Origin of the sequence: Roseateles sp. 22389, from assembly GCF_052044995.1 — a bacterium.
In the GTDB taxonomy this organism is placed as follows: Bacteria; Pseudomonadota; Gammaproteobacteria; order Burkholderiales; family Burkholderiaceae_C; genus Roseateles.
The window spans coordinates 132398-146324 of sequence record NZ_JBQEOF010000007.1 but is presented as its reverse complement, the minus strand read 5'-3'; the positions used below and the strand labels follow the sequence as shown (position 1 = coordinate 146324).

The 13927-nt window shown below is 69.9% G+C and carries 12 protein-coding genes; 3 read left to right on the top strand and 9 right to left on the bottom strand.

Annotated elements, in window-relative coordinates:
• The first annotated feature begins 19 nt into the window (after nucleotides 1-19).
• On the top strand, nucleotides 20-724 hold the full coding sequence (gene urtE, locus ACTJKJ_RS12255) for an urea ABC transporter ATP-binding subunit UrtE (RefSeq protein WP_440820682.1): 705 nt from the start codon (nucleotides 20-22) through the stop codon (nucleotides 722-724).
• 37 nt (nucleotides 725-761) lie between these two features.
• Here the strand turns inward: urtE and ACTJKJ_RS12250 are convergent, their stop codons facing one another.
• The 9 genes from ACTJKJ_RS12250 to ACTJKJ_RS12210 all read right to left on the bottom strand — a co-directional run bounded on the left by ACTJKJ_RS12250 (nucleotide 762) and on the right by ACTJKJ_RS12210 (nucleotide 11763).
• The gene (locus tag ACTJKJ_RS12250; RefSeq protein ID WP_440820602.1) at nucleotides 762-1979 is read right to left on the bottom strand and encodes a hypothetical protein; all 1218 of its coding nucleotides are present in this window, start codon (nucleotides 1977-1979) and stop codon (nucleotides 762-764) included.
• Between the two features lie 6 nt (nucleotides 1980-1985).
• Entirely contained in the window at nucleotides 1986-3266 is a 1281-nt protein-coding gene (locus ACTJKJ_RS12245; RefSeq protein ID WP_440820601.1) for a hypothetical protein, read from the bottom strand.
• Nucleotides 3263-5767: a CS1-pili formation C-terminal domain-containing protein gene (locus ACTJKJ_RS12240; RefSeq protein WP_440820600.1), complete on the bottom strand. Its 2505-nt coding sequence runs from the start codon at nucleotides 5765-5767 to the stop codon at nucleotides 3263-3265. Before ACTJKJ_RS12240 ends, ACTJKJ_RS12245 begins: the two co-directional genes overlap by 4 nt.
• Before the next feature lie 44 nt (nucleotides 5768-5811).
• On the bottom strand, nucleotides 5812-6300 hold the full coding sequence (locus ACTJKJ_RS12235) for a CS1 type fimbrial major subunit (RefSeq protein WP_440820599.1): 489 nt from the start codon (nucleotides 6298-6300) through the stop codon (nucleotides 5812-5814).
• Between the two features lie 40 nt (nucleotides 6301-6340).
• Nucleotides 6341-7057, bottom strand: coding sequence for a hypothetical protein (locus ACTJKJ_RS12230; protein WP_440820598.1), 717 nt, complete (start codon nucleotides 7055-7057; stop codon nucleotides 6341-6343).
• Between the two features lie 346 nt (nucleotides 7058-7403).
• Nucleotides 7404-8402 carry a Bug family tripartite tricarboxylate transporter substrate binding protein gene (locus tag ACTJKJ_RS12225; RefSeq protein ID WP_440820597.1) on the bottom strand — a complete coding sequence of 333 codons (999 nt, stop codon included), beginning with the start codon at nucleotides 8400-8402 and terminating at the stop codon, nucleotides 7404-7406.
• A 97-nt stretch (nucleotides 8403-8499) separates the two neighbouring features.
• On the bottom strand, nucleotides 8500-9531 hold the full coding sequence (locus ACTJKJ_RS12220; protein WP_440820596.1) for a hydroxymethylglutaryl-CoA lyase: 1032 nt from the start codon (nucleotides 9529-9531) through the stop codon (nucleotides 8500-8502).
• A gap of 10 nt (nucleotides 9532-9541) precedes the next feature.
• Nucleotides 9542-10738: a CaiB/BaiF CoA transferase family protein gene (locus tag ACTJKJ_RS12215; RefSeq protein ID WP_440820595.1), complete on the bottom strand. Its 1197-nt coding sequence runs from the start codon at nucleotides 10736-10738 to the stop codon at nucleotides 9542-9544.
• A gap of 134 nt (nucleotides 10739-10872) precedes the next feature.
• Nucleotides 10873-11763, bottom strand: coding sequence for a LysR substrate-binding domain-containing protein (locus ACTJKJ_RS12210; RefSeq protein ID WP_440820594.1), 891 nt, complete (start codon nucleotides 11761-11763; stop codon nucleotides 10873-10875).
• 77 nt (nucleotides 11764-11840) lie between these two features.
• Here ACTJKJ_RS12210 and ACTJKJ_RS12205 point away from each other — a divergent pair, with 77 nt between their 5' ends.
• On the top strand, nucleotides 11841-13301 hold the full coding sequence (locus tag ACTJKJ_RS12205; RefSeq protein WP_440820593.1) for a HAMP domain-containing sensor histidine kinase: 1461 nt from the start codon (nucleotides 11841-11843) through the stop codon (nucleotides 13299-13301).
• A complete protein-coding gene (locus ACTJKJ_RS12200) occupies nucleotides 13259-13864 on the top strand; it encodes a hypothetical protein (protein WP_440820592.1) in 606 nt (201 codons plus the stop codon). The genes ACTJKJ_RS12205 and ACTJKJ_RS12200 overlap by 43 nt, the downstream gene beginning before the upstream one ends.
• Nucleotides 13865-13927 lie beyond the last annotated feature (63 nt).

Sequence of the window (13927 nt, the reverse complement as noted above, 5' to 3'; positions counted from 1 at the left end):
CGACGCGGCGCCCGCGCCGATGCTCGAGGCGCGCGGCCTCCACCAGTACTACGGCGGCTCGCACATCCTGCGCGATGTGTCGGTGAGCGCGACACCGGGGCGCATCACGGTGCTGCTCGGCCGCAACGGCGTGGGCAAGACCAGCCTGCTCAAGAGCTTGATGGGCCTGGTGCCGATCCGTGCCGGCAGCGTGTCGCTGGCCGGCCGGGACATCTCGCACGCCACGCCCTACCAGCGCGCCCGCGCGGGCATCGGCTACGTGCCGCAGGGGCGGGAGATCTTCGCCCGGCTGACCGTCGAGGAGAACCTGCGCATGGGCCTGGCGAGCAAGCCCGGCGGCACGCCGGTGCCGGAACACCTGTACGCGCTGTTCCCGGTGCTCAAGCAGATGCTCAAGCGCCGCGGCGGCGACCTGTCGGGCGGTCAGCAGCAGCAGCTCGCGATCGCGCGGGCGCTGGCGGCATCGCCGCGGCTGCTGATCCTGGACGAGCCCACCGAGGGCATCCAGCCGAGCATCATCAAGGACATCGGGCGGGTGATCCGGCGGCTCGCCGACGAAGGCCTGGACGGCCATCCGGTCGCGATCCTGCTGTGCGAGCAGTACTACGACTTCGCCGCCGAACTGGCCGACGAGTTCCTTGTGCTGGAGCGCGGCAGCGTGATCGCGCGCGGGAGCAACGCGGACATGCACACGCCGGAGATCCGGGGGCTGGTGGCGATCTGACGCTGGCCCGGTGGACGCGGGCCGCGTGGCGCGACGCTCAGTCGATCTGGGCGTCGAAAGTCAGCGTGAAGACGTCGGCGTACTTGCTGCCCGGGCGCCTGGCCATGTCGGCGACGCTCTGCTCTCCCGCTTCCACGTGGATCTTCGACTTCGCATTCACCGCGTACCCGAGGACCGGCCTCAAGGCGCGTGGCTGGTCGGTGGTGATCTCCAACCGGGACACCGGCTGGCCGCTGTCGGTGACGATCCCCGGCATGCTCAGCGCCACCGAGTACGGCGCGCGGTTGCCCGCGCCATCGTCCAACCGGCACCGCTGGCCGTCGGTGGAGGCGCAGCTCAGGCTGAGCTTCACCGGCGCGCTGAGGCTGATCACGAAGGGCAGGTCGCGGCTGAGCCTGGGCGGGGTCGCGCCGCCCGCCAACCATTCCGTCCAGCCGCGCGGCGGCTCCAGCACGGCCCGTTTCGCGGCATCGGGCATGGTGAGCTGGAACTCATGCTCGACGGTCAGCTCGAACGTCAGGTTGACGTAGACCTCATTGATGATGGCCTGCGCGCCGAAATCGAAGTGCCCGCCCCGGCCATTCACCAGCGTCAGCTTTCCCCGGTAGACGCCGTTGCGCATGCCCAGTGGATTGGGCGTGACCAGCGCGTAGCTCACCGAGTGACGACCGCCCTCCAGCCAGAAGTCACCGGTCGGAATGGTCCGGGTCGGCTTCTTCACGCAGGGCTGGGTCGCGGCCGCGGGCGGCGTCCACCACCTGAAGTAGAACTGGTAGGTGCTGAAGTAGGCCATGCCCGTGGAACTGCAGGGCCCGGCGCCGTTCACCCACGAGCCGCCCGCCCAGAGGTTGCTGTGGTCGTTGGGCGCGATGTTCCGGATGTTGTATCGCCCGGCGTAAGACACGATCCGGAACTTGACCTCGGCGACATGACCCGTCGCTTGATGGGTCACAGGCACCGTGATGAAGTCGCTGGGGAAGCGGAAATGCACCGAATCGACGTCGGCCGCATTGGGCTGGAGCGGCCGGAAACTCACGTCGCCCAGCGGGAGGTCGATGCTGAAGTCGCCAGGTCCGCATTGCGACGGGACGATCACGCAGAACCCGCTCTGGGGCGTGGTGTTGACGAAGGTCGACCGCGTCGGATCGAGGATCGAGGGCTTGAACGCGGCGGTGATCTTCACGTCCGCCGCGTGGGAGCACGGCAAGACCAGGAGCGCCAGGACGGCGGCGATGGCGGACAGGAATCTGTTCATGGTCGGTCAGTCCGTCTGTGCGTCGAAGGTCAGTGTGAAGACGTCGGCGTACTTGCTGCCGGGGTGCTTGATCATTTCGGCGACGCTCTGCTCCCCGGCCTCCACGTGGATCCTGGATTTGGCGTTGGCGGTGAATCCCTGGGCGGGGCTCAGGGACCGTATCTGGTCGGTGGTCATCTCCAGCCTCGACACGGGCTGCGCCGCGTTGGTGACGATCCCCGGAATGCTCAGCGCCACCGAATAGGGCACGCGACTGCCCTGTCCGTTGTCCAGTCGGCACCGGCGACCATCGGTCGACGCGCACCCCAAACTGACCGTCACCGGAGCGCTGAGGCTGAGGACGAAGCCCAGGTCACGCCCCAGCTTGGTCGGCGCCGCGGCGCCCGCCAGCCATTCGCCCCAACCCCGCGGTGGCTCCAGTACCGCCCGCCTGGCGGCGTCGGACATGTCGAGCTGGAAGTGATGGGCGACGGTCAGCTCGAACTCGAGCTCAATGCTGGAACGGGACGGGATCGCCTTGTCTCCGAAGTCGAAGTCGCCGTGCGGCGACACGCTGAAGACCTGGCTACCTCGATAGACACCGTTCTTCATCCCGAAGGGATTGGGCGTCACCAACTCATACGCGACGGAGTGGTTGGTGAGCCGGAAGCGCTCCCTGGTAGGAATGGCCCGTGACGGCTTCTTGACGCAAGGCGTGGTGTGGGTCACAGGCGGCGTCCCCCACGCGAAGTGGTAGAAGTCCCAGCCGATCCCGGCGACGCCCGAATAGGTGCATGGCGCCGCGGGATAGACCCACCGGACGCCGTCCTGCCAGAGGGCCGCATGGGCCCCATAGGCATCGCTGGCGCCGCTGGCCAGGCCATCGATCTGGTACATCGCGGAGAAGACGCTGACCCGGAACCGCACGATGGCCGGTTCTCCGGACACCGCATGCCGGACCGTCACATCGACGAACTCGCTGGGGACCCGGAAGTGGATGGACTCACGATTCGGCGCACCGGGCAGCAATTCGCCAAAGTGGACCGTTCCCAGCGGAAGGGCAATCGTGAACTTGCCGTTCGGACACTCCCCGGGATAGTTGACGCAGTAACCGGAGATCGGCGTCGTGTTGATGAACGCGGTCTTGCCGGGATTGAAGACGGAGGGCTTGAACTCCGCCGTGATGCGCACGTCCGCGGCAAGGGCCAAGCCACTCGCGACCAGCAGCCACGCGCATGTCGCCATTCGACCCGCGGCGCAGCGCGCGAGCGCGCGCTTCAACCGGCAGCGGATGCATCCGCGGCTCATAGCGGGCTCCGGCCGCGGAGCGCGGCGGCGCGCGTCGGCGCCAGCTCCTCGGGGGGACGCTCCGCCTCGACCAGACACGAGACATCGCCCAGCAGCAGGACATCGCCCTCGCGCTGGGCGCGGTCGGGCACCAACTCCGCGAGGCATTCGCCCAGGTCGGCATGCTTGACGACGAGCTGCGGATTGCGCTCGCTCATCTCGAGCGCGAAGAGGCCGTCGGCCTCGGTCACCGCATGGCCGGCATGGTTGGTGACGCGCCCGCCACGGATCGGCTGCTGTTGATGGTCGACCAGGCGGCCGATGACCGTCACGGTCTTCAGCACCCGCACGGTCTGATGACCAACGCCGCCCTTGTTCAGGTGATACGGCAGCAGCGAGGGCTGCACGACCGCGGAGGGCGCCGCGACCGCGTCGAACTCCAGGTGCAGCTTGCCGGCCCGATAGGCCGTCACCGGGACGAAGTTCCGTCCGGCGTGGAGCTGCAGGCCGGCACCGTGCACGTCCTGCGCCCACAGGCTGGCTTCCGGCAGGTCGGTGTCGACGTCGATGATCATGCCGGCGTCGGCCCAGGCGGCCTGCTGGTCGCCGGAGACCGCCACGCCGCCAGCGCCGATGGCCACCGCGCTGTTCAGGTTGGCGCCGCCGCTCCACGCTCCGTTCAAGGAGGAGCGCTGCGCGAAGAGGTCGCCCTCGACGAGCTCGTGACGCAACAGCGCCGTGCCGTTCAAGCCGAGGCCATGGCGGTCCATCGAGGCGGTGAGGCCGACCTGCCTCAGCGCGGGATGGTCCAGGCTCTGGCGGACGCCGAGGCTGGCATGGTGATCCCGTCCGCCCTGCGCGTCGCTGCGGGTGCCGGCGCTCATGCTGTAGCTGCGCCGGCTATCGCCCAGGGCCATGGTCAAGGTGAGGTTCAGGCCGCGGTCCCGCCGGCCGAGGCTGCCCAGCGGTCGATCGAAGGCCGAGAACCGGAGGTGGGCGTCCGAACCGAAGAGCTTGCGCTGATGGGTCAGCCCCAGGTCGATGCCGGTGCCCCGCGTCCGGCCCTGGGTGTGTGTCAGGTAGCCGCTGAGCTGGGTGCGGGTCGACCACTGGTGGGACCAGGCGATCGAGCTGCTGGCCAGCCGCTCTCGCGAGTTCGCCGCGAGGAGACGGGACGACGCCTCGCGCGCCTCGTTGTGGCTGACGGCCAGGCTGCCGCCGCGGTACAGGAGCATCGATTGAAGGTCGAAGCCGAAGCCACGCTCGCTGGAGTGGAATCCGCTGATGAACAGCTTGGCGGCGTCGGTGACCGCCCAGTCCGCCGAGGCGCCCGCCGTCCGGCGATCGCCCGTCTGCTGGATCGACGCACCCAGCACCAGTTGCGGATGCGCCAGGTAATTCACCGCCCCGCCGGCGGTCAGATCGTCGGCGTGCCGGCCGGACTTGCCGAACACGGCGCGCTCCTGCCCGCCGAACAGCGCATAGCGCCAGCGTCGTCCCGTGTCGCCCCAGGTGGTCGGCTTGTAGATCAGCTCGGTGCGCGTCGAGGACAGCTGGCCGTCCTCGACCAGCCGCACTTCCACTTCGTAGACCCCGGCGGGCAGCGAGGTCGTGTTGATCGTCTGCAGGCCCGCCTCCACCGGCTGGGTGTAGAGCAGCAGTCCGTCGCGGAAGACTTCGACCACGCCCTGGCGGTTGGCGGTGACATGCAGCGGCGTCATGCTCGGCGAGGCCTGCGCGATCTCCAGCGCTTCCGAAGTGCCGACCATCACGCCGGCGGTCGTGTCGGGGAAGGCGTCAGGCGCGCGCGGCGCGCGCAGGCGGCCCTGGTAGTCCGGGACGAAGAACCCGGCCCGGATGAAATGACCGTGCGTTTCCCGCTGCAGGTACAGCCGCGAGACCAGGTGACGGCGCTCGCCGTCCGCCAGGGCGCTCTGCGAGCCCAGCACGGTGCCGATGCCGGTCCATTGACCGACGCTGCCGATCGCATCGACGGTGTAGCGCGCCGCGAGGCTCTGGCGTTCGCCGCCGGCCACGTTCAACGCATTGCGCAGCAGCAGACCGCGACTGCCGCCGTCGGGCAGGCGGTGGTATCGATCGACCGTCCCGGCACGCTCGGCCTGGGCGGTCACGATCGACAAGGTGGAGGTCTGCAGGTTGTAGTGGAGCGCGACGACATCGCCGCAATCGCCGCCACAGGCGCCCAGCGCGCGCGGTTCCCGCAGGAACTGGAGCCATCGCGCCGCGTCCTGGGGGCTGTCGCCGGACTCCCGCATCCATTCGATCAACTGGACCCGTCCGGCCTCCGTCAGCACGCCCATGGCGTCCGACAGGAACTGGCCGTCGATTTCCACCCGCATCGCCAGCGGCACATCGAAGAAGTGGTCCTTGAAGTCGCTGGGCAGGCTCCTGCTCTGGGCGGTCAGCGGCAGCTCCTGGAAGTTCGGGGCTGCCGCCGGACCTTCCCCGGCCAGGGCCATGGACACCGCGAACGGCCAGATCAGTCTTTTGGATTGCTTCATGACAAGGCGGGGAAAGAAAAGGGCGCCGGAGCGCCCTCGTGCCATCAGATGACGGAGTCGAACACCATGGCCACCTGGCCGGTGTAGATGCCCGGTGCGGGGGTGGCGGTGGTCGGGGTCAGGACCAGCGGGACGCGTTGGCCGGTGGCGGCGGGCGCCTTGGCCAGCACCTCGATCGACTGGCCCGCGCCGACGGCCAGCTTCTGGCCGTTCACGGTCACGTCGAGCGCCACCTTGTTGGCGCCGGTGCCCGTCATCTCGGCCGTGTTCAGCAGGAAGGCCCTGATCGCGCCGATCGTGCTCTTCATCTCCAGCGAGCGGCTCATGGACTGCAGGCCGCCGTTGCTGTAGCCGAAGTTCTGGACTTCCGACGCGTTCCAGCCCGCGGACGGGGTGACGTAGAAGGCCGCGGTCGGGATCTCGGCGACGACCGAGATCGTCAGGTCCTTGGTTTCCGCCATCGCGGCGGTGGAAGCTGCGGCGAAAACGCCGGCGGCGATGGCGGTCTTGAGGAATCGAATGGACTTGAACATATTGAATTGGAAAGGATTGGATATCGGTTGATTCAAATGACTACTTGATCGTGATCGCGCTCTGTTTGTTTCCCTCCACCAAGTTGAAAATGACGACGGGTCCGGCCTGCTTGTCGAACTCGATGTCGCCTCCGGGCCGGACATGCCGCACCATCGGCGCGGCGCATTCCTTTTGAACGGCATCGCATTGCATCAATCCGTCCAGCACGATGGTGCTGTTGCCGAAATTGCGCACGGAGAATCGCTCGGCGGTCTGTTCGATGCGGGTATCGAAGCGGCTTTCAGCGGGCCGCACGATCGTGATCGCGCCATATCCGGTCAGCACGCTGACACCGGCCCGCAAACCCTCCTGGTATTTCTGGCGCTCGCCCTCCTCCAGCGCGAACTCGTCGCCGGCATCGGGCAGCACCGGAATGAAGCGCACGCGGTAGTGACGCTCGACATCGCGTTCCCCTCGGAACAGCAGTCGTGTCGCCTGCACGCCGCCCGCAGGGACGATCAACCGCATCGGGCTGGCGATCAGCCCCACGCCCCCGCCGGCGCTGAGGCCCTGGGTATCGAGGGGCCGCTCTTCGGTTTCACCGGATTCGCCGTAAACGATCTCGCTGACGGAAACCTTGACGAATGCGGTCGAATCCCCGGTGTTTCGAATCTGCTTCAGTATCGTGCTGCGGTCCGAGCCGAGATAGTCGAACATCGATCCGATATTGATCACCGGCGCCGCGGCGGCATGAATCACCACGAATGCGCCCGCCATGGCGACGCATCTGAGAAAGCCTCGGAGAAAGGGCATGTGAAACTCCATACGGGGAATGCAGGGGCGCCACGCAAGGGCGCGGAATCTTGTTTTCTGCCAACGGGCGCATCAGTTCCGGTCACGCGAAATGCAGTTCCCGCCCGATGCCCGGGGAATATCGATTCGGTCAATTCGCGGCCCACCCGGCGCTCCCGCGCGGGGGTGGACGGCGATCAGGCGCCAGGGATTCGCGGAACCCCACAAGCGCGAAGCCGGCCCATCCCTCCCGGGATGGCCGGCTGTCGAAGGTCCAGGGCCCGCCTGGACGTTCCGGGGCGGTCGATGGACCGGGCCCGGGGGGCGTGGCTCAGTCCGCCTGGATCTTGGCCGAGCCGATCACCTTGCCCCAGCGCTGGAATTCGGCGTCGCTGTGCGCCTGCAACTGCTGCGGATTCATGTAGTCCGCCGTCGCGCCCAGCTCGGCGGCCTTCTTCTTGAACTCGGGCGTGGCCATGATCTTCTGGATCTCCGCAGTCAGCTTGTCGACGACCGCCTGCGGCGTCTTCGCCGGCGCGAACACGGCGAACCACGAACCGGCGTCCAGCTGGGGCAGCCCGGCCTGCGTCGCGGTCGGCACGTCGGGCAGCGAGCTCAGGCGCTCCTTGCCGGTCACGGCCACCGCGCGCAGCTTGCCCGACGCGATGAAGGGCATGAACGGCGGCGGCGTGCCGAAGGTGAGGTCGACCTGGCCGCCCAGCAGGTCCTGCAGCGCCGGGCCGGTGCCCTTGTAGGGGACGTGGATCATCTGGATGCCGGCCTGCTGTTCCAGCATCACGCCGGTCACGTGCTGCAGCGAGCCATTGCCCGACGAGGCGAAGGACAGCTTGCCGGGGTTCTTCTTCGCGTGGGCGATCAGCTCGGCCACGTTCTTCACCGGCACGCCCTCGCGCACGACGATCAACTGCGGCGCGGTCAGCACGTTGGCCACGGGACGCAGGTCCTTCAGGTCCCAGGCGGCCTTCTGGATGTGCGGCGTGATCACGTGATAGCCGGAGTACTGCATCAGGATCGTGTAGCCGTCCGGCTCCGCGCGCTTGGTCGCGACGGCCGCGAGCGCGCCGCTCGCACCCGAGCGGTTGTCGACGACCACCGTCTGGCCCAGCGCCTTGCCCAGCGGCTCGGCGAGCATGCGCGCGGCGATGTCGGTCGTGCCGCCCGGCGCGGCGCCGACCAGCATCGTGATCGGCTTGTTGGGATACGGCGCCTGGGCCTGCGCGGCTTGCATCGGTGCGAGCAGCGCGGCCGCGCTGGCCGCAGAGGCGGCGGCGATGGCAACCGCGGTGACGCGGCGGCGGGTCGGGTTCATGGCTTGTCTCCAGAAAGGGCCGCTCGTGGCGGCGTTGTCGTTGGGATCGAAAGAAGCTCGGGAACGCGCGGGCGGGCGCCCGGGGGCCGCCGTGTCGTCAGGCGTCGCGGGCCAGCGCGCGCTCGCGGATCGCCTCGAAGTCGCGCGGCCGCGGATGCAGGTCGAGCCGGCGCCCGGCGCTGACGATCTGGCTCGGCACCGCGTGGCCGATCAGCGCCGGCAGGCGCCTGGCCGCGGCGATCAGGCGCGGCAGGTCCACGCCGGTGTCGCAGCCCATGCACTGCAGCGCATGCACGATCTCCTCGGTGCAGACGTTGCCCGTCGCCCCCGGCGCGTAGGGACAGCCGCCCAGCCCGCCCAGCGACGCGTCGAAGCGGTCCGCGCCCGCGTCCATCGCGGCGATCACGTTGGCCAGGCCCATGCCGCGCGTGTTGTGGAAGTGCAGCGTCAACTCGGTGGCGGGCCAGCGCTCGCGGAAGGCCCGCACCAGCGCGACGACCTGCGTCGGGTAGGCCATGCCGGTGGTGTCGCACAGCGTCACGCCGCGCGCGCCGAGCTGCTCGATGAAATGACCGCACCAGCCCAGCACCGTCTGGACCGGCACGTCGCCCTCCATCGGGCAACCGAAGGCGCAGGACAGCGACACGTTCACCGCCGTCCCGGCCCGATGCGCCATCGCGGCGACCTCGGCCAGCCCGGCGAAGGACTGCGCGCGCGTCATGCGCAGGTTGGCCAGGTTGTGGCTCTCGCTGGCGGACATCACCAGGTTGAGCTCGTCGGCGCGCGCCTCGATCGCGCGCTCGGCGCCGCGGACGTTGGGCACCAGCACCGTGTAGACCACGCCCGGCCGCCGGGTGATGCCGCGCATCACCTCGGACGCGTCGGCGAGCACCGGGATGGCCTTGGGCGAGACGAAGGCGGTGACCTCGATCTTGGCCAGGCCCGCCTCGGACAGCGCGTCCACCAGCGCGATCTTGTCGGCCGTGGGCACGAAGACGGTCTCGGCCTGCAGGCCGTCGCGGGTGCCGACGTCCTGCATGAAGACGCGGCGCCCGGCGCCGGTCCAGACATCGGACGGTGAGCGCGACACCCCCATGCCGGTGGAGGCGGAAGCGTTGGAAGCGGTCATGGGGGCGCCCTCAGGAAACGATCTTGCGCTCGCGCAACGCGGCGATCTGCTCGGCGGTGAGGCCGATCTCGCGCAGCACCTCGTCGGTGTCGCCGCCCAGGCGCGGCGCGGCGCGGCGCACCGCGCCGGGCGTGCCCATCAGCTTGGGCACGATGCCCGGCACGTCGATCTCATGGCCGTCGCGGGTGGGCTGGCGCAGGATCATCTCGCGGGCCCGGAAGTGCGGGTCCTCGACGATGTCCTTGGCGGTATAGACGCGGCCGGCGGGCACGCTGGCCTCGGCCAGCGGCGCCAGCACCTGCTCGACGGTGCGCGTCGCCGCCCAGGCGCCGATCGCGGCGTCGATCTCCTCGACGCGCGCGACGCGGCCGGCGTTGTTGGCCAGCGTCTCGTCCCGGCCCAGGTCCTCGCGGCCGATCACCTGCATCAGCCGCTTGAAGATCGAATCGCCATTGCCGGCGATCAGCACGACGCCATCGGCGCAGGCATAGGCATTGGACGGCGCGATGCCCGGCAGCGCCGAGCCCGCCGGACCGCGCACGGCGCCGAAGGCGCTGTACTCGGGGATCAGGCTCTCCATCACGTTGAGGACCGCCTCGGTCAGGGCCACGTCGATGACCTGGCCGCGGCCGCCATTGACCTTGCGGTGGTAGAGCGCCGTCAGCACCCCGATCGTGCCGTGCAGCGCGGCCAGCGTGTCGCCGATCGAGATGCCGCAGCGCACCGGCACGCGGCCGGGTTCGCCGGTCAGGTGGCGCAGGCCGCCCATCGCCTCGCCGATCATCCCGAAGCCGGGCAGGTCGCGGTACGGGCCGGTCTGGCCGTAGCCGCTGATGCGCAACATGATCAGGCCCGGGTTGGTCTTCGCGAGGTCCTCGTAGGACATGCCCCAGCCCTCGAGCGTGCCGGGGCGGAAGTTTTCGATCAGCACGTCGGCCTCGGCGATCAGCTGCCGGGCGATGTCCTGGCCGTCCGCCTGGCGCAGGTCGAGCGCGATCGAGCGCTTGTTGCGCGACTGGACCTGCCACCACACCGAGGTGCCGTCCTGGATCATTCGCCAGTTGCGCAGCGGGTCGCCGCTGCCGGGGGCCTCGATCTTCACCACGTCGGCGCCGAAATCGCCCAGCGTCTTGCCGGCGAACGGGCCGGCGATCAACTGGCCCATCTCGACGACGCGCAATCCTTGCAGCGCCTGCAGTCCTTCCATGGCTCTTGCCCTCCTGGTCCTGGTGATGGAGGCGCATTCTGGGAAAACGCGCCGCGCAGCGGAAGGCGGGAGTCGCGGCGGCTGCTTTCGCGGGTCGCGAAAGCGGATCGGGGTTCCCCCTCAGGGCGAGGGCCTCAGGAACAGAGATGGTCGATGAACACGCGCACATGGCGCGGCAAGCCGTCGAGGTCGCGCACGCCGATCAGCAGCCGGCGATCGGACCAGGGCTCGTCGAGCGCGACGCGGCGCAGGTCCAGCGGCTTGAGCAGCGGCTCGACCGCCACGTCCGGCAGCACCGCGATGCCCATGCCCGCCGCCACCATCCGGCACATCGCGTCGAAGCTGCGGACCTGGATGCGGTTCTTCAGGCGTCGGCCCAGGGTCTCGGTCTCCATCTCCAGCCGCTTGTGCAGCGAGGTGGCCTTGGCCAGCGTCACGAAGTCGTACTCGACCGCCTGCGCCCAGCGCACCGCCTTGCGGCGGGCCAGCGGATGGCCGGCCGGCGCCACCAGCACCAGCCGGTCCTGGCGGTAGTTCAGGACATGCAGCCCGAGCGCCGGCGTGCGGTCCGCGAAGATGCCCAGGTCGGCGCGGCCATCGAGCACGGCCACCACGATCTCGTTGCTGTCCGCCTCCTCCAGCTCGATCCGGATGCGCGGGTTGTCGCGCACGAAACCCGAGACCTGCGCCGGCAGGAACTGCGTCACCGCCGAGGTGTTGGCCCACAGCCGCACCACGCCGGTCAGGCCCGACGCGTAGTCCGACAGGTCGGCCGTCATCTGGTCCACGTCGCTGAGGATGCGCTGCGCATGGCGCTGCAGCGCCAGCCCGGCCTCGGTCAGGGAGACGCCGCGCGAGTGCCGCTCCAGCAGCGTCGTGCCCAGCGCGTGTTCCAGGTCGCTCAAGCGCTTGCTCGCCGCGCCGACCGCCAGCGCGGCCAGCGCCGCGCCCCGGCTGATGCTGCCGGTGCGCGCCACCAGGGCGAAGAGCGACAGCGAGACGAGATCGACGCGATGCAGGTTCATGGCCGCCGGAGTATCCATCCGTATCCGCCGCCCCGGCTGGCGCGGGGAGCGCGGGGCCGCCGCTAACATGCCGGCCGATGTTCAGCCTCCACCGCATGTCCTTCCGCCAGATGCTGCTGATCGGCTTCCTGTCGATCGCGGGCCTGCTCGCCGCCGCGTCGCTGGGCGGGCTGCTGACGCTGGAGCGGCTGACCATGCAGAGTCGCGAGGCCGTCGTGCGCGCCGCCCGCATGAGCGGCCAGGTGCAGCAGCTCGGCGATCGCGGCGTCAGCATGGAGCGAGCCGCGCGCCAGTACGCGGTGCTGGAGGACCAGGCGCTGCGCAGGCGCTTCGAGGAGGATGCCGACGATGCCGAGCACGTGCTGGGCCTGCTGCGCGCGCAGGGGCTGACCCCGGCGCCGCTGGAGGCGTGGAAGACCAAGCTCGACGAGATCCGCGCGCTGATGGACAGCCCGCGCGCCCTCCCCGCCAACGCGCGCAAGCGCGAGACCGAGCTGATGACGCGTTTCCGCGAGCTCGGCGGCCTGACCGGCGGCCTGGCCGAGGACGTCCGCCGCCATGCCGAGACCAGCAACCGCGTGCTGCAGGACAAGCTCGAGAACGGCCGCGTGCTGCTCGGCCAGCAGGTCCTGGGCGCGATCGCCGTGGCGGCGCTGCTGTCCCTGGTGTTCGGCATCTTCCTGACCCGCCCGCTGCGCCGCCTGGAGCGCGCCATCGCCGGCCTGGGCGAGAACCGCCTGGACGACCGCATCGAGATCCCCGGCCCGGCCGACCTGCGCTCGCTGGGCCAGCGGCTGGACTGGCTGCGCCTGCGGCTGGCCGAGCTCGATGCCGACAAGGCGCGTTTCCTGCGGCATGTCTCGCATGAGCTCAAGACGCCGCTGGCCGCGCTGCGCGAGGGCACCGCGCTGCTGGAGGACGAGGTCGCCGGGCCGCTGAACGACAAGCAGAAGGAGGTCGCCCGCATCCTGCGCGACAACACCGCCGTGCTGCAGCGCCAGATCGAGGACCTGCTGCGCTTCAATGCCGCGGCCTTCGAGGCCCGCGACCTCAAGCCGCAGCGCACCGAGCTGGTGTCCCTGATCCAGGGCACGATCGACCACCAGCGCCTGCAGTGGCAGGCACGCGGATTGCAAGTGCGCCTGTCCGGCGGCCCGCTCGAAGCGGAGGTCGACCCGGCCAAGATCGCGGCCGCGGTCGGCAACCTGCTCTCCAATGCGATACGCTTCGCCCCGCCCGGCGGCCACGTCGACATCGACCTCGCGCGCCAGGGCGGCCAGCTCACCATCGACTTGCGCGACGACGGCCCGGGCGTCGCGCCGGCGGACCAGGCCCGCATCTTCGAGCCCTTCTATCGCGGCGAGCGCCAGCCCGATGATGCCCTCAAGGGCACCGGCATCGGCCTGTCCATCGTCACCGAATACATCGCCGCCCATGGCGGTCACATCGACCTGCTGCCCGCCGACCAGGGCGCACATTTCAGAATCACGCTGCCATGCGCCCACACGCCACGGTCCCTGAAGTCCCTCACCGCCTGACCGCGCGGCCACCGGTCCCGCTTGCCGCCGTCGCCGCGGTGGCGGTGGCCCTGTTCGCGGCGGGCTGCGCGCAGCAGCCGCCCCGCACCATCGTCAAGGAGGTCCGCGTCGAGGTGCCGGTGCAGGTGCCCGTCGTGGCGCCCACCGACAACGCGGCGCGCATTGTGCTCAATGCCAACGACCGCCTGCGCCAGCTCAGCCCGCTCGAGCTGGGCCAGGAAGTCGCGCCGCGCGACGATGCCGCGCTGCCGCCCGGCAACGCGGTGCAGCTGGCGCTGGCGCTGATGTTCAGCCACAACAACGGCGAGACCTTCCGCGCCCAGACCCTGCTCGACCAGGTGCTGCGCGATGCCCGGCCCGAGGCCAACGAGTGGCGCCCCATCGCCCAGTTCCTCGCCGACCGCGTCGCGGAGCAGCGGCGCATGGAAGGCGAGCTCGAGAAAACCAAACAGGTCCGCGACGACCTGCAACGGCGGCTCGACGAAGCCAACCGCAAGCTCGAGGCGCTCAAGGCGATCGAACGCAGCCTCGGCGGGCCGCGTTCGGCGCTCGACAAGCCATGAGCGCAGCGCTGGGCCGCTCCCGAGCAAGCTCGCGTCCCCTCGGGGGACCGGTCGCGGCTTGCC